This window comes from Ensifer meliloti (assembly GCF_030064585.1).
Lineage (GTDB): Bacteria > Pseudomonadota > Alphaproteobacteria > Rhizobiales > Rhizobiaceae > Sinorhizobium > Sinorhizobium meliloti.
This window is the reverse complement of the sequence record NZ_CP120365.1, coordinates 1357862-1373230: the sequence shown is the minus strand read 5'-3', so window position 1 is coordinate 1373230 and position 15369 is coordinate 1357862. Positions and strand designations below refer to the sequence as shown.

Sequence of the window (15369 nt, the reverse complement as noted above, 5' to 3'; positions counted from 1 at the left end):
CACGCAACCGATCGGTGTGTGCCAAATCTGATTGGCGATGGACCGCAATGCCGGCGTCGCGGAGCAAGACGGAGACGACGGATGGGTGGCAAGCGGCACCAGAATTCAGGCAAGGGCGGCAAGGGCAGGGCGAAAGACGCGGCGAGCGCGCCGCAACCGAATGCCGGCAAGGTAACGCTCGAGGGCCGCAGCTTCCTCTATGTCGGCGGCCGCGACTGCCAGGTCGCGCATCTTCGCCAGATCGCCAGTTCCTACGGTGCGGAACTCATCCACCATGACGGCGGTTTACGAGAGGCGGTATCGCGCATCGATCGTGTCCTGCCCTCGGTCGACTGCGTCTTCTGCCCGATCGACTGCATCAGCCACGATGCGTGTCTTCGCGTGAAGACGGGCTGCAAGAAGTGGGGCAAGGCCTTCGTGCCGCTGCGCAACGGCTCGAAGTCGAGCCTCGAGCGGGCGCTTCAGGATCTGACCGGAAACGGCAGCGAGAATTGAACCTTATACGAGCGGTCAGACGGCATTCCTGCCGGCCGCATGGAGCTTTCAAATGCATGACGAGCGTCCCGATCAGATGACGATGATCGGTCTCCACAAACTCGCTTCTCAATTCGGTGACGGACTGGTCCCCGAGCTCTACGAGCTTCTCACGCTCCGGGCACGGATGCTGGAGGAAAACGACAACGTGACCGAGTTTCCCACCTGGCAGGCGCGCCCGCCGGCGAGGGATCCTCTCGGCCTTGCGCCGCCGAGCGAGGGAGCTATCCTGCCGTTTCCGCGAATGATCGCGCAGCCCGTCTCGCAAAAGAAGGCCTAGGAGAGTTAACGCATGTACTTCGCCATGAACCGTTTCCGTGTCGCAGCCGGTCAGGAGGAGGCCTTCGAGGCGGTCTGGAAGGCGCGCGACTCTTCTCTCTCGGAGATGCCGGGCTTCATCGAATTCCATCTGCTGCGCGGCGACAGCGTGCCGGAGGAAGGCTACACGCCTTTTATTTCGAAATCGGCCTGGGAGAACAGGGACGCCTTCATCGCCTGGACCAAGTCCGACAATTTCCGCGCGGCGCACCGAAGCGCCGGCGAAAACAAGGCAATGTATCTCGGTCCGCCGAAGTTCGAGGGCTTTACCGTCGTCGAGGGTGCCTGATCTTAGGCCTGTTGAGATTCTTCTATCGAAGGACTGCAGTCTCTCCGCTTCCTCATCTCTGTGCTTGTCACAGAGATGAGAGCAGCGCCGCGGCTGCGGCGCGGGGAATGTTTTTTCAGTCCAAGGACTTGGTCTGGCTGGATCCCCGTGACGAGCACAGAAATCGGCCCGCTTTCACCGAGCCGCGAAAATCCAACCCTTTGTTTTGCCAACGTTCAAGTGCAGCCGTCAGGCTTCGCCTTCCCAAAGCGCAATCTCTCATTCTCACGCATAGAATGGAAGAAATCAGGCCCTTCTCCCGCAACCTTGCCTTTCAGCAGCCCGATCGTGAACTTGTTTTGCGGAAGGGCAACGACCCGGGCAACAGGGACTGTTCCCTTGGCGATGACGACTTCTTCGCCCGCCTTCGCCGCCTCGATAAGTTTGGACAGGTTCGTTTTGGCGTTACGGATGGTAACCTGCATAGGAACCTCAATCAGCTAACCGGCCTACACATAGAGCATTTTTCGCCCGGGAATCCAGCCTCACTGCCTTCGAAGGCACCTAGCCTTTGAAGCTGCGCAGCTTTCCGGAAATACCCTACGTCTCACGCGTCCTCATCACGCTTCAGGGGCAGGAATGCCCCGATCGCGACGGCAAGCCAGCCGGCCATCATCGTCAGGCCCCCGAGCGGCGCTGACATTGGAAAGAGGCCGTGGCCCGAGAAATGGCGCATGGTAAGGTCTCCGGCGAAGAGTGCCGTGCCTGCCGCCAGCAGCAAGGCAGCGAGGGCGGCGGTGCGGAAGTGCGCCCATCCGGCATGAAGCGCGACCAGCGCCGGTGCGTGGGCGAGGCACATGGCCGATGCGCCGCCGAGAAGACGCGGATCGCCATGCGAAGCGGCGGCGGCACTCGCGACGCCGAAGAGGCCCATGAGGCCGGCGACGAAAAGCATGGTCGAGCGCAGCCTCCTGTTCGGCATCCTGGCTATTCCTTGTTCTGCATATGATGGGCGAGCCGGGTGATCGGCTCCAGAATGATCTCCCTCAGCTTCGGGTGGGAGACGGTTTCTTCGAGTGCGCGGGTGAAGCAGAAAAGCCATTCGTCGCGCTCGGCAGGCCCGATCCCGGCAATGAAGTGCCGGCGGCGCAGCATGGGATGGCCGCGTTTCTGCACATAGATCGGCGGTCCCCCGAGCCAGCCGGTCAGATATTCGTAGAACTTCTCCTCGCTGCCGGTCAGGTCCGGCGGGTGGACCGCGCGGCAGCGCGCAGCCTCGGGCAGGCTGTCCATCAGTTCGTAGAAGCGCTGCGTCAGAGCACGCACGGTGGCATCGCCACCGATCGCCTCGTAAAGCGTCGTCGTTTGCGGTTCCGTCATGGTCACAATCCTCGCCGGGATTGGTACAGCGCGCGACCCGGGCGGGCAATGGCTCGCCATTCCTTCACTTGCGGCTTTTCGGCGCGGCAGGCCTGCTCGTTAGGAGGAGGCGTGGAAAACGTGTCGCCTATCGCTCAAGCCAGTTTTCCAGACTAAGGCCACGAACGCGGCTGAACTCACGGATATTGTCCGTCACCAGCGTCAGGTCCAGCGCATACGCATGCGCGGCAATCAACAGATCGTTGGAGCTGATGGTCTGCCCCAGAGACTCCAATTCCGCACGAATGCTGCCATATCGGGTGTCGGCCGGAATATCCAATGGCAGCACCGGGACGATTTCCAGCAAGCTTTCGACCTTGGCGAGCAACTTCGCCGATCCCTTTTTTGCGCAACCATACCGCAACTCGGACGCGACGACGATGCTGGTGTAAATCTCCTTCGGGCCGATCCGTTCGATGCGTTGCGCAGCCGGTCCGAACGGATTGTGAATGACGTCGCTGATGATGTTCGTATCGAGAAGATACCCGTTCAAAAGATTTTCTCCGGCCGGGCGGGTATATCCTCAACATCCGGGAACCGGTCTTCAGGTCCGAGGGGAGCTTCCTTCTTCCACTCCGCGAGAAGCTCCACGATATCGGCTGGCCTGGCTATCGGTTCGATAATGAGTCTCGTTCCTTCGCGACGGATCAACACACGGTCTCCAGGCAACTCGAACTCCGCAGGAATACGGACTGCCTGGCTGCGGTTATTGCGGAACAGCTTTACTTCTTTAGGTCGCGATGACGGCAACGGGACGGGCATGGCATTCGTCTCCTTTGTATATGCCTAAATGTATATGCCGAACCGTGTCAGATCAAGTATGATCTGCCTCGGCGCGACAAACATCGCCCTGAAGAAAGTGACTTGACAAACCGTCCAGACGGTATGTTTATGGGCCATGACAAGCGCCCCCTCCAGGAAGAAGCAACCGCAACGCGTCCGCCGGCAATTGCTGGAGGTTGCGGCACGCCTGTCGCTGGAGCAGGGCATCGCCGCGGTGACCCTCGACGCCGTATCGCAGGCGGCGGGTGTCAGCAAAGGCGGGTTGCTGCACCATTTCCCCAACAAGCTGGCTCTGCTCGACGCCCTCTTCGATGACCTCGTCGCGCGCTTCGACAGCGCCCTCGACGAAGCGATGGCTGGAGATGCCGTCGAAAAAGGACGCTTTACGCGTGCCTATCTCGGCGTCTGTTTCGCGCTCGACGCGGAGGCGGAGGCGCAAGGCTGGCAGATGCTGACCATTGCGCTCCTGGCCGAGCCGCATCTCAAGGAGCGTTGGCGCGAATGCGTGGCGCGCCGCTCCGCGCAATTCGCCGCCACGGACAGTTCGCCAAGTTGCCTGCTCGCCCGCTTCGCCGCCGATGGCGTCTGGCTGTCGGATCTGATGCGCAGCCATGACATCGAAGCACCGACCCGGGCGATCCTGCTTCAGAAGCTCAACGCGCTTTCGCTGGAATAGAGGGCCAGACCGGTGCCGCTTTCCCATACTTCGATCGGAGACGTTCCTTGAATCCCGCCACGCTTTACACCGTTCTGGTGATCGCCATCGTCTTCGAAGTGCTCGGCACTTCCGCCATGCAGGCGGCGCAGCACTTCACGCGGCTGACCCCCACCGTGCTCATGGTTTTGTGTTACGCAGTCGCCTTCTTCTTCCTCTCCTATGCGCTGCGCTACATCCCGGTCGGCATCGCCTATGCGCTCTGGAGCGGCCTCGGGATCGTGCTGATCTCGATCGCCGGCTACGTGGTTTTCGGTCAGAAGCTCGATCTGCCGGCCATTCTCGGGCTGGCGCTCATCATCGCCGGCGTGCTCGTACTCAACCTCTTCTCGAAGTCCACGTTCCATTGAGCGCGTGAAGATCGCGGCCGGCTTCCTGCAAGTTTTCGCTACAGCCTATCCACTGAAATTCCCGGATATTCATTGAAATGCGCGATCCGTTTCAATAGCATCGCGCTTCGTCTCCGTCCGGACGCGAGGTGGCGATGTCCCATCCCGATCCCCTTGATATAACGAAGGAATATTTGGGAATGCAGGCGGTTTTCGACGGCCATAACGATGTGCTTTTGCGCCTTTGGCAACATGCACGCGGCGGTGCCGACCCAGTGGCGGAGTTTTCGGAGGGGACCGACAAGGGCCATATCGATGCGGCGCGCGCCAAGGCAGGCGGTCTCGCAGGCGGCCTCTGTGCGATTTACGTCCCATCCGGCGATCTGGTGCTCAAGACGCCGGATGAGAATGGCCATTACGCGACGCCCATGGCGGCGCCGCTCGACCACTTGCCTTCGCTCGCGACCGCCATGGAGCTTGCCGACATCGCGTTCAAGCTCGACCGCGCCGGCGCCTGGCGGCTTTGCCGCTCGGTTGAAGAGATACGTGCGGCGATGGCCGACGAGGTGTTTGCCGCCGTCCTGCATATGGAGGGCTGCGAGGCCATCGGGCCCGACCTCGCGGCGCTCGAGACCTTCCATGCCGCCGGACTTCGCTCGCTCGGCCCCGTATGGAGCCGCCACAACGTATTCGGCCATGGCGTTCCCTTCGCCTATCCGATGTCGCCCGATACGGGGCCCGGCCTTACCGAAGCCGGCTTCGAACTCGTGCGGGCCTGCAACCGGCTCGGCATTCTGATCGACCTCGCGCACATCACGGAAAAGGGTTTCTGGGACGTGGCGAAGACGACCGACCAGCCGCTCGTCGCCAGCCACTCCAATGTTCATGCGCTGACGCCAGTCGCCCGCAACCTGACCGACAGGCAGCTCGACGCCATCCGCGAGAGCCGCGGGCTCGTCGGCCTCAACTATGCGACGACGATGCTGCGCCCCGATGGGCAGGAGAACGCGGCGACGCAGCTTTCCGACATGGTCCGCCACGTCGCCTATCTGGTCGAGCGTATGGGTATCGACTGCGTGGCGCTCGGATCCGATTTCGACGGCGCAACCATCCCCGAGGAAATCGCCGACGCGGCGGGAAATCAGAAGCTCGTTGCCGCGCTGGAAGACGCCGGATATGGTGACGCCGAACTGGCAAAAATATGCCGGGAGAACTGGCTGAGAGTTCTGGGTCAGGCATGGCACGAGCCTGCCTGATCATCATGAAGAAAAGCCCGAGAAGGGTTAAAAGAGGGAAGCGCAACATGATGCATAAGCTCAACGGACGTTTTCGAGTTCTTGCCGCCTCGGCGGCACTCGCCATGGCGATGGGTGCGGCCCAGCCGGCCTTCGCGGAAACGCCGAAGGATACGCTGGTCGAGGGCTTCGCGTTCGACGACATCATCACCATGGATCCGGGCGAAGCTTTCGAGCTCTCGACCGCCGAGATGACCAGCAATACCTACAGCCTGCTCGTCCGGCTCGATCTCAACGACACGTCCAAGGTCGTCGGCGATCTCGCCGAAAGCTGGACGGTCTCCGATGACGGCCTGACCTATACGTTCAAGCTCAAATCCGGCATGAAATTCGCCTCCGGCAATCCGATCACCGCCGAGGACGTCGCCTATTCGTTCGAACGCGCCGTCAAGCTCGACAAGAGCCCGGCCTTCATTCTCACGCAGTTCGGCCTCACCGGCGACAATGTCACGGAAAAGGCGAAGGCCGCCGACGCGGAGACCTTCGTCTTCACGGTCGACCAGCCCTATGCGCCGAGCTTCGTGTTGAACTGTCTGACGGCGACGGTTGCTTCGGTCGTGGACAAGAAGCTCGTGCTCGAGCACGTGAAATCCGTGACGCCGAGCGACGAGTACAAATACGACAACGATTTCGGCAATGAATGGCTGAAGACCGGTTATGCCGGGTCCGGCCCGTTCAAGCTGCGCGAATGGCGCGCAAACGAGGTCGTGGTGCTGGAGCGGAACGAAAACTTCTACGGCGAACCGGCGAAACTCGCCCGCGTCATCTACCGCCACATGAAGGAAAGCTCGGGCCAGCGGCTCGCGCTCGAAGCCGGCGACATCGATGTGGCGCGAAACCTCGAACCCGGCGATTACGAGGCTGTCGGCAAGAATGCCGATCTGGCGACGGCGAGCGCTCCGAAGGGGACGGTCTACTATATCAGTCTCAATCAGAAGAACGAGACGCTGGCAAAACCCGAGGTACAGCAGGCCTTCAAGTATCTGGTCGACTATGACGCGATCGGCGCGACGCTGATCAAGGGCATCGGCGAGATCCACCAGAGCTTCCTGCCGAAGGGCGTGCTCGGTGCTCTCAACGAGAACCCCTACACCTTCGACGTCGCCAAGGCGAAGGAACTGCTGGCGAAGGCCGGCTATCCCGACGGCTTCACGGTCACGATGGACGTGCGCAACACCCAGCCGGTGACCGGCGTTGCCGAATCCTTCCAGCAGACGCTGGCGCAGGCGGGCGTGAAGCTCGAAATCATTCCGGGTGACGGCAAGCAGACGCTGACCAAGTACCGCGCGCGCAACCACGATATGTATATCGGCCAGTGGGGCATGGATTATTTCGATCCGCACTCGAATGCCGATACATTCACCAACAATCCGGACAATTCCGACGAAGGCACGAACAAGACGCTTGCATGGCGCAACGCCTGGGACGTTCCGGAACTCAGCAAGAAGACCAAGGACGCGCTCCTCGAACGCGACAGCGCCAAGCGCGCCGATATCTACAAGGAGCTGCAGAAGACGGTTCTGGAGAATAGTCCGTTCGTCTTCATCTTCCAGCAGACGGAGGTCGCCGGGCTTCGCGGCAACCTCCAGGGCTTCAAGCTCGGACCGAGCTTCGACACCAACTACGTCTGGAACGTATCCAAGGAATAGTCGAAAGGATCGTTCCCTTGAGCATGAGCGGGTTTGAACCCATGAGCGGGCGCCGGCGCGCCCGTTCCCGGAAGGCGTTTGTCGCGGTACTGCAGTTTCTCGTCGTCGTGGCAACCACCTATCTCGGCCTTCTCGCCGTCACCTTCTTCATCGGCCGCGTCATCCCGATCGATCCGGTGCTTGCCGTTCTCGGCGATCGGGCGCCGAATCACGTCGTGGAACGCACGCGCGAGGCGATGGGGCTCAACCTGCCGCTTTACCAGCAGTTCTTCATCTACTGCCGGCAAGCATTCACCGGCGACTTCGGGACTTCGGTGCTGACCACCAATCCGGTCATGGCGGATATCCGCCGCGTCTTTCCGGCGACCATGGAACTCGCGACGCTCGGAACGCTGATCGGTGCATTCATCGGCGTGCCGCTCGGCGTTCTCGCCGCCGTCAAGCGCGGCAGCATCGCCGACCAGGTGGTTCGCGTCATCGGTCTCGTGGGCTATTCCGTGCCGATCTTCTGGCTGGCACTGCTCGCGCTGCTCGTCTTCTATGCGCGGCTGCAATGGGTAGCCTATCCCGGCCGCATCGATATCGTCTACGAATACAGCTTCACGCCGGTTACCGGTTTCTACCTCCTGGACTCGGCCTGGCAGGGCCAATGGGATGTCTTCCGCGACGTCTTCCGGCACATCATCCTGCCGGCTTCGCTGCTCGGCTATTTCTCGCTCGCCTATATCAGCCGCATGACCCGCAGCTTCATGCTGAACGAGCTGCAGCAGGAATATATCGTTGCGGCGCGCGCCAAGGGGCTTTCTGAGGCGCGGATCATATGGACGCACGCGCTGCGCAATGCGGCGGTGCCGCTGGTGACGGTGATCGCGCTCTCCTATGCCGGCCTGCTCGAAGGGTCGGTCCTGACGGAGACCGTATTCGCCTGGCCGGGGCTCGGCCTCTACATCACCAATTCGCTGCAGAATGCCGACATGAATGCCGTTCTCGGCGGCACGATCATCATCGGATCGGTCTTCATCGCCATCAATCTCCTGTCCGATCTTCTCTACCGGACGCTTGACCCGAGGACGCGTGCCCGATGAGCCTTGCCACCGAAACACGCCCGACGACGCGCCGCGAGTGGCTGCTCTCAGATCGCCCGCAGTCGCGGACCCAGGCTCGGCTCGGCCGCGCCTATATGACCTGGCGGCGCTTCTCCGCCAACCGGCTTGCGGTGCTCGGCCTTTGCATTCTGCTGGCGCTCGTATTCGTTGCGATCTTTGCCGATGCGCTCGCGCCTCACTCTCCGGTCATCGGAAACCTTGCCGGCGCGCGGCTTCTGCCGCCCGGCAGCGAAGGTTACCTGCTCGGTACGGACGACCAGGGCCGCGATATTCTGTCCCGGCTGATACACGGTTCGCGGCTGACGCTCCTCGTCGTCCTTCTCGTCGCAATCATCGCGGCACCCGTCGGCCTGATCGTCGGCGCCGTCGCCGGCTATGCCGGCGGATGGGTCGACGCGGTCCTCATGCGCATCACCGACATCTTCCTCGCCTTTCCGAAGCTCGTGCTGGCGCTCGCCTTCGTCGCGGCGCTTGGCCCGGGGATCGAAAATGCGGTGATCGCAATCGCCATCACCTCCTGGCCGCCCTATGCGCGCATTGCCCGCGCCGAAACGCTGACGGTGCGCAATTCCGATTACATCGCCGCGGTGCGGCTGATGGGCGCGTCGCCGCTGCGCATCGTCTTCCGCCATGTCATGCCCATGTGCATGTCGTCGCTGATCGTCCGCGTTACGCTCGACATGGCCGGCATCATCCTGACGGCGGCTGGCCTCGGCTTCCTCGGTCTCGGCGCCCAGCCACCGCTGCCGGAATGGGGTGCCATGATCGCCTCCGGCCGGCGCTTCATCCTCGACCAGTGGTGGGTGGCGACCATGCCCGGCATCGCCATTCTGATCGTCAGCCTCGGCTTCAACCTGCTCGGCGACGGGCTGCGCGATGCGCTCGATCCGCGGGAGAGCGGCCAATGAGCGCGCTTCTGACCGTCGAGGACCTCCGGGTCCGGTTCCCGACGCGCACTGGGGTTTTCGAGGCGGTCCGCGGCGTTTCCTTTACCCTCGGGCGCGAGCGCCTCGGCATCGTCGGCGAAAGCGGCTCCGGCAAGTCGCAGACGGGCCGCGCCATCATGGGGCTGACGCCGCCGCATGCGGAGGTGACGGCGAAACGGCTTGCCTTCGAAGGGATCGACCTTCTTTCGGCCTCCCCGAAACTCCGGCGGGACCTGCGCGGCAAGCGCATCGCCATGATCCTGCAGGATCCGAAATATTCGCTGAACCCGGTGATGAGCATCGGACGGCAGATCGTCGAGACCTTGCGGCGGCACGAGAAGGTCGGCCGCGCGGAAGCGCGGGAGCGGGCGCTCGACATGCTCGCGGCCGTGCAGATCCGCGATGCTTCCCGCGTCTTCGACCTCTATCCGCACGAGGTCTCGGGCGGCATGGGGCAGCGGGCGATGATCGCGATGATGCTGGTTGCCGGTCCGGAACTCCTGATCGCGGACGAGCCGACCTCGGCGCTCGACGTGACGGTTCAGCTCGAAGTCCTCGCGATCCTCGACAAGCTGGTGGAGGAACGCGGCATGGGGCTGATCTTCGTGTCACACGACCTGCGCCTCGTCTCGTCTTTCTGCGACCGCGTTCTGGTGATGTATGCGGGCAGGATCGTCGAGGAGATCGCCGCGTCGGAACTCGGCAATGCCAAGCATCCCTATACACGAGGGCTCCTGAACTGCATGCCGGTGATCGGGGCGGATCGCCATCCATTGCCGGTTCTCGACCGCAAACCGGAGTGGGCGCTATGACCGAGGCCGTATCCGTCGAAAATCTGAGCGTCGTCTTCGACGAGTTCAAGGCGCTCGATGCCGTCAGCGTGGATGTCGCGAAGGGCGAGTCCTTCGGCCTCGTCGGCGAATCCGGCTCGGGCAAGTCCACCCTTTTGCGCGCCGTCGCCGGGCTCACCGCCGCAAGCGAGGGGACGATCCGCGTTTCGGGCCGCGAGGTTCGTGGCACGCGTCGTGACAAGGCCTTTTATCGGGCGGTGCAGATGGTGTTCCAGGATCCTTACGGTTCGCTGCATCCGCGCCAGACGGTCGACCGGCAACTGATGGAGCCTCTGGCGATCCACGGCATCGGAGACGGCGAGCGCCGCATCCTGAAGGCCCTGGACGAGGTGGGCCTCGGTTCCAGCTTCCGCTTCCGCTATCCGCACCAGCTCTCCGGCGGCCAGCGCCAGCGCATCGCGATCGCACGCGCGCTTATCCTGGAGCCCTCGATCCTGCTCCTCGACGAGCCGACCTCCGCGCTCGACGCGTCCGTGCAGGCGGAAGTGCTGAACCTTCTCGAAGAGGTGCGGCGCGACCGCGGCCTGACCTTCATCATGGTGAGCCACGACCTCGGCGTCGTCACGCACATGTGCGAGCGGCTGGCCGTGATGCAGAACGGCCGCGTGGTGGAGCGGCTGAGTTCGGCTGACCTGGTGGCCGGCCGCATTGCCGAGGAATATACGCGCAACCTGATGGTCGCGAGCAAGGGGTTCAGGCGGGAAGCGGTGGCACAAAGCGCGTAGGGAATGGACCCTCTGTTCAACCGGGTTGATACTCGACATTTTAGACCGGGATGATGGTCGACAGATTCTGGGTAGCCGCGGTCTGAACCCCCCCGTTGCCCCTCACCCTAACCCTCTCCCCGCGGTAGTGTGCTGAAGGTTCTGCAAATTCACTGAGAGAGGCGGTCATGGCAGGCTGGTGATGTTGACGTCACCTGATTCCCTGGAAGGAACGCCACCATGACCAAGACTGAAGGTAGGACAGCCAGCGCCGCCGTCAAAGACATTTTGCTTTCGAACCCCGATGGGCTGCGCGAGGTGATCCGCACGGTGATGCAGGAGGTGCTGGAAGCGGAGATGGACGAGGCGCTGGGAGCTGCGAAAGGCGAGCGCACGCCGGAGCGGCTCGGCTACCGTTCGGGCCACTATGGCCGCACGCTGATCACGCGGGTGGGCAAGCTCGAGCTGCGGGTGCCGCAGGATCGCTCGGGGCACTTCTCCACCGAATTGTTCGAACGCTATCAGCGCTCCGAGCGGGCGCTGGTGGCAACCTTGGCGGAGATGTATGTGCAAGGGGTGTCGACGCGGAAGGTCAAGGCGATCACCGAGGAGCTGTGCGGCCATGCCTTCTCGGCGTCATCGATCTCGGCGATCAACAAGCGGCTGGACGAGAGCCTGAAGGCCTTTGCCGAGCGCTCGCTTCAAGAGCCGTTTGCCTACCTGGTTCTCGATGCCCGTTATGAGAAGGTGCGCGAGGCCGGTGTGGTGATGAGCCAGGCGGTGTTGATCGCTGTCGGCATCGACTGGGACGGACGGCGGCAGATCCTGTCGGTCGAGATGGCCGGCCGTGAAAGCCGTTGCGCCTGGAAGGACTTCCTCGTCAGGCTGAAAGGGCGCGGTTTGAAGGGCGTCGAACTGGTGGTCTCCGACGACCATGCCGGTCTCGTCGCGGCAATTGGCGAGGTGATCCCGGAAGCTGCCTGGCAGCGCTGTTACGTGCATTTCCTCAGGAACGCCCTCGATCACCTGCCGCGCAAACATGGCGACGATTGCCTGCAGGAGCTTCGATGGCTCTATGATCGCCGCGACCTTGATGAGGCGAAGGCCGATCTCGCCGCGTGGCTGGGAAAATGGTCGGTCCGCTATCCGCGCCTGACCTCCTGGGTTGAGGAAACCATCGAGCAGACGCTGACCTTCTTTCGTCTGCCGCGCCAGCATCACAAGCACCTCAAGAGCACCAACATGCTGGAACGCCTCAACGAGGAAATCCGCCGCAGAACCTACGTCGTGCGCATCTTTCCCAACACCGAGAGCTGCCTACGCCTCGTCCGCGCGCTCGCCGTCGAAACCCACGAAAACTGGATGGAGGCCAATCGCTACATCAACATGGACGACCTGCGAGAGCACAAGAAACTCGCACTCCGTCAAGCCGCATGACCAGCACGCATGACCGCCCAATTTTGCAGAACTTGACGCACACAACCCTCCCCGCGCGCGGGGAGAGGGTTAGGGTGAGGGGCAGACCGAGGGGCAGGGCCTTGCTTCGGGACAATCTGCCCTGCGGGGGAGATGCGCGGCAGGGCAGAGGGGATATTGCTGATACCCACCCGGATCCCGCTCCAGATCACGATGTTTTTAGGTCGGATCGACTAGAAACATGAAGGTGTTCGGTTCCAACAAGTTGAAACGCGGGATGCAGGCGGAAAACCGCACGCACTTTTCGTCATCCCGCTCTAACCCCGCGGCAGCTTTTCCCGTCCGATCAGCGCGCCATGGTGGCCGATCACAGCGGCCGCAATACGGGCGGCGAAGGCGGCGGCATCAGCCGGACTGTCGCCGCTGGCAAGACGGGCGAGGAAGGAGCCGTTGAAGCTGTCGCCGGCGCTGGTCGTGTCGACGACGGCGGAAACCTGCGAGGCGGGAACGTGAACGCGTTCCTTGCCGGCAAAGCAGAGCGTGACGCCGTTCTCACCATCCTTGACCGCAACGTTTTCGGCGCCGAGCGCGCGATAGCGCTCGATCGTCGCTTCCACGGATGCATCGCCGAAATGCGTGGCCTCGTCGTCGAAGCTCGGCATCACCATCGTTGCCGCCCGGCCACCGGCTTCGATCGTCGCGCGCATCCGAGCGGCGTCGTCCCAAAGGCGCGGCCGGATGTTCGGGTCGAAGACGACCTGCCGTCCGCCCGCCTTTGCCCGCCGAAGCTCCGCAAGCAATGTTTCTGCCGCGTCCGGCGACAGGATCGCCAGGGTGATTCCCGAGAAGAACACCACATTGGCCGCCTCGATCGCCGCCCGGAGCCGATCGGGATCGTCGGCGAGCAGTTTGGCAGCGGAGGTCGAGCGCCAATAGGAGAAGCTGCGCTCGCCGTCCTTGAGATGGATCATATAGAGGCCGGGCGTCCGGCCTTCGATCTTGCGGATGTGCGCCGTGCCGACGCCGGTGCTCTCGATGAAGGCCAGCAGCTCGTCCGAGACGGTGTCGGTCCCCACGGCCGTGAAATAATCGACCGTCCAGTCCGCAGGCAGGAAGAGCCGGGCGTAGTAGGCGGTGTTGAAGGTGTCGCCGGCATAGCCCTTGCGCAGCATGTCGCGTTCCGCCTGCATGAGCTCCACCATGCATTCGCCGATCGAAAGCAGTTTCCCCGTCATTCAGTCCTCCCTTTCCGCTGATCCGAATTAAGCGCATGTCACTGCGCGAGCAAGCGAATGTTGACGGCGGCGTTTACTCGAAGAAGCGGTGAAGATAAATCTGGCATGGCTAAATCAATCATGGAGAGTTGCGCATGCCGGCGGCATCGGGATCTGACGAAAACTGGTGGCGCGGAGCGGTGATCTATCAGGTCTATCCGCGATCCTTCCAGGACACGGACGGCGACGGAATGGGCGACCTTCGCGGCGTCACCCGTCGGCTTCCCCATATCGCCTCGCTTGGGGTCGATGCCATCTGGCTCTCGCCCTTCTTCACCTCGCCCCAGGCGGATATGGGCTATGACGTTTCGGATTATTGCGACGTCGATCCCATGTTCGGCACGCTCGCGGATTTCGACGAGATGCTGGCGGAGGCCCATCGGCTGGGGCTCAAGGTGATCATCGACCAGGTGATCTCGCATACATCCGACCGGCACCCCTGGTTCGTCGAAAGCCGCTCGAGCAGAACCAATCCCAAGGCGGATTGGTATGTGTGGGCCGACCCGAAGCCGGACGGCACGGCGCCGAACAACTGGCTTTCAATCTTCGGCGGTCCGGGCTGGGAATGGGACGGGGTGCGCCGGCAGTACTACCTGCACAATTTCCTCTCCTCGCAGCCGGACCTCAACTTCCACAACCCGGAGGTTCAGGAGGCGGTGCTCGCGACGGTCCGCTTCTGGCTCGACCGCGGCGTCGACGGTTTCAGGCTCGATACGGCGAATTTCTATTTCCACGACCGGCTTCTGCGGGACAACCCGCCGCTGGTGCCGGATCCGGACGCGACGAGCCGCGATGCGCCGGAGGTCAATCCGTACGGAATGCAGGACCACCTATATGACAAGACGCAGCCGGAAAACCTCGATTTCCTGCGCCGGTTTCGGGCGGTGCTCGATGAATATGGCGGCCGCGCGACAGTGGGGGAGGTCGGGGACGGGTCACGCTCGCTGCAGACGGTTGCCGCCTATACGAGCGGCGGCGACAAGCTGCATATGTGCTATACCTTCGACCTGCTCGGACCGGAATTCACTGCGCGCCACTTCCGCCGCTGCGTCGAGAATTTCCAGTCGACGGTGACGGACGGCTGGGTCTGCTGGGCCTTTTCCAATCACGACGTGATGCGTCATGTCAGCCGCTTCGCGCTGCGCGAGGCCGACCGGGAGCGCGTGGCGAAGCTTGCGATCTCGCTGCTTGCCAGCCTGCGGGGCACCATCTGCCTTTATCAGGGAGAGGAGCTCGGCCTGCCGGAGGCGGAGCTTGCCTTCGAAGAATTGCGCGACCCATACGGCATCCGCTTCTGGCCGGCCTTCGCCGGACGTGACGGGTGCCGGACGCCGATGGTCTGGGAAAGAGAACTGTCGAATGCCGGCTTTTCCGCCGGAATCCCCTGGCTGCCGGTTCGCGATGGGCACCGGATGCTGGCGGTGGACGCGCAGGAGGGCGTGGAAGGGGCGGTGCTCGAGCACTATCGCCAGACCCTTGGGTTCCGTCGGGCGCAGTCCGCGCTGGTCGACGGAGACATGGTCTTCCTGGGCACCAACCAGGACCTTCTGGTCTTCACGCGGGAAAAGGACGATGAGCGGCTGCTGTTCGTCTTCAACCTGACCCAGGAGCCGCAGACGTTTCACCTCCCGACGACGCTCGTCGCCGAGCCGCATCCGATGCCCGGTTTTGCGCCGGTTTTCGCTGACAATGCGATAAAGCTCGCTGCGCTCGACGTTTTCTGCGGGAGGTTGCGTTAGAGCACTTCCAGGAAAAGTGTGTAACGGTTTTCCGTCCGGAAGT

General features: G+C 62.7%; 18 protein-coding genes and 1 pseudogene. 13 read left to right on the top strand and 6 right to left on the bottom strand.

Annotated features, from left to right (window positions below; all coding sequences use genetic code 11):
• Positions 1 to 81 precede the first annotated feature (81 nt).
• From PZL22_RS13760 to hmuQ, 3 genes are read left to right on the top strand one after another with little or no spacing between them, the layout of a single operon-like run.
• Positions 82 to 495 carry a DUF2325 domain-containing protein gene (locus tag PZL22_RS13760; protein WP_003536357.1) on the top strand — a complete coding sequence of 138 codons (414 nt, stop codon included), beginning with the start codon at positions 82 to 84 and terminating at the stop codon, positions 493 to 495.
• Between the two features lie 52 nt (positions 496 to 547).
• Entirely contained in the window at positions 548 to 814 is a 267-nt protein-coding gene (locus tag PZL22_RS13755) for a hypothetical protein (protein ID WP_003536356.1), read from the top strand.
• A gap of 12 nt (positions 815 to 826) precedes the next feature.
• Positions 827 to 1141 (top strand): heme-degrading protein HmuQ, encoded by a 315-nt coding sequence (gene hmuQ / locus PZL22_RS13750; RefSeq protein WP_003536354.1) that lies wholly within the window; start codon positions 827 to 829, stop codon positions 1139 to 1141.
• Positions 1142 to 1369: 228 nt separating this feature from the next.
• Here hmuQ and PZL22_RS13745 read toward each other — a convergent pair.
• The 5 genes and pseudogenes from PZL22_RS13745 to PZL22_RS13725 all read right to left on the bottom strand — a co-directional run bounded on the left by PZL22_RS13745 (position 1370) and on the right by PZL22_RS13725 (position 3301).
• Positions 1370 to 1605, bottom strand: a pseudogene (locus tag PZL22_RS13745) (type II toxin-antitoxin system Phd/YefM family antitoxin).
• 122 nt (positions 1606 to 1727) lie between these two features.
• The gene (locus tag PZL22_RS13740) at positions 1728 to 2102 is read right to left on the bottom strand and encodes a DUF423 domain-containing protein (protein WP_003536350.1); all 375 of its coding nucleotides are present in this window, start codon (positions 2100 to 2102) and stop codon (positions 1728 to 1730) included.
• Positions 2103 to 2107: 5 nt separating this feature from the next.
• Positions 2108 to 2500, bottom strand: coding sequence for a globin domain-containing protein (locus tag PZL22_RS13735; RefSeq protein WP_003536349.1), 393 nt, complete (start codon positions 2498 to 2500; stop codon positions 2108 to 2110).
• A gap of 127 nt (positions 2501 to 2627) precedes the next feature.
• The gene (locus PZL22_RS13730; protein WP_003536347.1) at positions 2628 to 3032 is read right to left on the bottom strand and encodes a type II toxin-antitoxin system VapC family toxin; all 405 of its coding nucleotides are present in this window, start codon (positions 3030 to 3032) and stop codon (positions 2628 to 2630) included.
• Entirely contained in the window at positions 3029 to 3301 is a 273-nt protein-coding gene (locus PZL22_RS13725; RefSeq protein ID WP_003536345.1) for an AbrB/MazE/SpoVT family DNA-binding domain-containing protein, read from the bottom strand. Before PZL22_RS13725 ends, PZL22_RS13730 begins: the two co-directional genes overlap by 4 nt.
• Positions 3302 to 3437: 136 nt before the next feature.
• On the opposite strand from PZL22_RS13725, the gene PZL22_RS13720 reads away from it, so the two are divergent.
• The 9 genes from PZL22_RS13720 to PZL22_RS13680 all read left to right on the top strand — a co-directional run bounded on the left by PZL22_RS13720 (position 3438) and on the right by PZL22_RS13680 (position 12334).
• The gene (locus PZL22_RS13720) at positions 3438 to 3998 is read left to right on the top strand and encodes a TetR/AcrR family transcriptional regulator (RefSeq protein WP_003536341.1); all 561 of its coding nucleotides are present in this window, start codon (positions 3438 to 3440) and stop codon (positions 3996 to 3998) included.
• A gap of 47 nt (positions 3999 to 4045) precedes the next feature.
• Positions 4046 to 4387 (top strand): DMT family transporter, encoded by a 342-nt coding sequence (locus PZL22_RS13715; protein ID WP_003536339.1) that lies wholly within the window; start codon positions 4046 to 4048, stop codon positions 4385 to 4387.
• A gap of 179 nt (positions 4388 to 4566) precedes the next feature.
• Positions 4567 to 5622 carry a dipeptidase gene (locus PZL22_RS13710; protein ID WP_003536337.1) on the top strand — a complete coding sequence of 352 codons (1056 nt, stop codon included), beginning with the start codon at positions 4567 to 4569 and terminating at the stop codon, positions 5620 to 5622.
• A 47-nt stretch (positions 5623 to 5669) separates the two neighbouring features.
• On the top strand, positions 5670 to 7310 hold the full coding sequence (locus PZL22_RS13705) for an ABC transporter substrate-binding protein (protein ID WP_003536336.1): 1641 nt from the start codon (positions 5670 to 5672) through the stop codon (positions 7308 to 7310).
• Between the two features lie 41 nt (positions 7311 to 7351).
• Complete coding sequence (locus tag PZL22_RS13700) at positions 7352 to 8395, top strand: ABC transporter permease (RefSeq protein WP_028010493.1); 1044 nt, start codon at positions 7352 to 7354, stop codon at positions 8393 to 8395.
• Positions 8392 to 9324 carry an ABC transporter permease gene (locus tag PZL22_RS13695; RefSeq protein ID WP_003536334.1) on the top strand — a complete coding sequence of 311 codons (933 nt, stop codon included), beginning with the start codon at positions 8392 to 8394 and terminating at the stop codon, positions 9322 to 9324. The genes PZL22_RS13700 and PZL22_RS13695 overlap by 4 nt, the downstream gene beginning before the upstream one ends.
• Entirely contained in the window at positions 9321 to 10154 is an 834-nt protein-coding gene (locus tag PZL22_RS13690; RefSeq protein WP_003536333.1) for an ABC transporter ATP-binding protein, read from the top strand. Before PZL22_RS13695 ends, PZL22_RS13690 begins: the two co-directional genes overlap by 4 nt.
• Positions 10151 to 10918, top strand: a complete 768-nt coding sequence (locus tag PZL22_RS13685) for an ABC transporter ATP-binding protein (protein ID WP_003536332.1) — start codon at positions 10151 to 10153, stop codon at positions 10916 to 10918. Before PZL22_RS13690 ends, PZL22_RS13685 begins: the two co-directional genes overlap by 4 nt.
• 219 nt (positions 10919 to 11137) lie before the next feature.
• The gene (locus PZL22_RS13680) at positions 11138 to 12334 is read left to right on the top strand and encodes an IS256-like element ISRm5 family transposase (protein ID WP_284718509.1); all 1197 of its coding nucleotides are present in this window, start codon (positions 11138 to 11140) and stop codon (positions 12332 to 12334) included.
• 296 nt (positions 12335 to 12630) lie between these two features.
• Here PZL22_RS13680 and PZL22_RS13675 read toward each other — a convergent pair whose 3' ends face one another.
• The gene (locus tag PZL22_RS13675) at positions 12631 to 13548 is read right to left on the bottom strand and encodes a sugar kinase (protein WP_003535866.1); all 918 of its coding nucleotides are present in this window, start codon (positions 13546 to 13548) and stop codon (positions 12631 to 12633) included.
• Positions 13549 to 13682: 134 nt separating this feature from the next.
• Between PZL22_RS13675 and bglA the strand changes: the two genes are divergently transcribed.
• Positions 13683 to 15326, top strand: a complete 1644-nt coding sequence (gene bglA, locus PZL22_RS13670; protein WP_003535865.1) for a beta-galactosidase BglA — start codon at positions 13683 to 13685, stop codon at positions 15324 to 15326.
• The last annotated feature ends 43 nt before the right edge of the window (positions 15327 to 15369 follow it).

What these genes read in the sequence shown, in the direction of transcription:
- PZL22_RS13760 (WP_003536357.1), top strand. Translation starts at nt 82, where the DNA reads ATGGGTGGCAAGCGGCACCAGAATTCAGGCAAGGGCGGCAAGGGCAGG.
- PZL22_RS13755 (WP_003536356.1), top strand. Translation starts at nt 548, where the DNA reads ATGCATGACGAGCGTCCCGATCAGATGACGATGATCGGTCTCCACAAA.
- hmuQ (WP_003536354.1), top strand. Translation starts at nt 827, where the DNA reads ATGTACTTCGCCATGAACCGTTTCCGTGTCGCAGCCGGTCAGGAGGAG.
- PZL22_RS13740 (WP_003536350.1), bottom strand. Translation starts at nt 2,102, where the DNA reads ATGCCGAACAGGAGGCTGCGCTCGACCATGCTTTTCGTCGCCGGCCTC.
- PZL22_RS13735 (WP_003536349.1), bottom strand. Translation starts at nt 2,500, where the DNA reads ATGACGGAACCGCAAACGACGACGCTTTACGAGGCGATCGGTGGCGAT.
- PZL22_RS13725 (WP_003536345.1), bottom strand. Translation starts at nt 3,301, where the DNA reads ATGCCCGTCCCGTTGCCGTCATCGCGACCTAAAGAAGTAAAGCTGTTC.
- PZL22_RS13720 (WP_003536341.1), top strand. Translation starts at nt 3,438, where the DNA reads ATGACAAGCGCCCCCTCCAGGAAGAAGCAACCGCAACGCGTCCGCCGG.
- PZL22_RS13710 (WP_003536337.1), top strand. Translation starts at nt 4,567, where the DNA reads ATGCAGGCGGTTTTCGACGGCCATAACGATGTGCTTTTGCGCCTTTGG.
- PZL22_RS13705 (WP_003536336.1), top strand. Translation starts at nt 5,670, where the DNA reads ATGATGCATAAGCTCAACGGACGTTTTCGAGTTCTTGCCGCCTCGGCG.
- PZL22_RS13700 (WP_028010493.1), top strand. Translation starts at nt 7,352, where the DNA reads ATGAGCGGGCGCCGGCGCGCCCGTTCCCGGAAGGCGTTTGTCGCGGTA.
- PZL22_RS13695 (WP_003536334.1), top strand. Translation starts at nt 8,392, where the DNA reads ATGAGCCTTGCCACCGAAACACGCCCGACGACGCGCCGCGAGTGGCTG.
- PZL22_RS13690 (WP_003536333.1), top strand. Translation starts at nt 9,321, where the DNA reads ATGAGCGCGCTTCTGACCGTCGAGGACCTCCGGGTCCGGTTCCCGACG.
- PZL22_RS13685 (WP_003536332.1), top strand. Translation starts at nt 10,151, where the DNA reads ATGACCGAGGCCGTATCCGTCGAAAATCTGAGCGTCGTCTTCGACGAG.
- PZL22_RS13680 (WP_284718509.1), top strand. Translation starts at nt 11,138, where the DNA reads ATGACCAAGACTGAAGGTAGGACAGCCAGCGCCGCCGTCAAAGACATT.
- PZL22_RS13675 (WP_003535866.1), bottom strand. Translation starts at nt 13,548, where the DNA reads ATGACGGGGAAACTGCTTTCGATCGGCGAATGCATGGTGGAGCTCATG.
- bglA (WP_003535865.1), top strand. Translation starts at nt 13,683, where the DNA reads ATGCCGGCGGCATCGGGATCTGACGAAAACTGGTGGCGCGGAGCGGTG.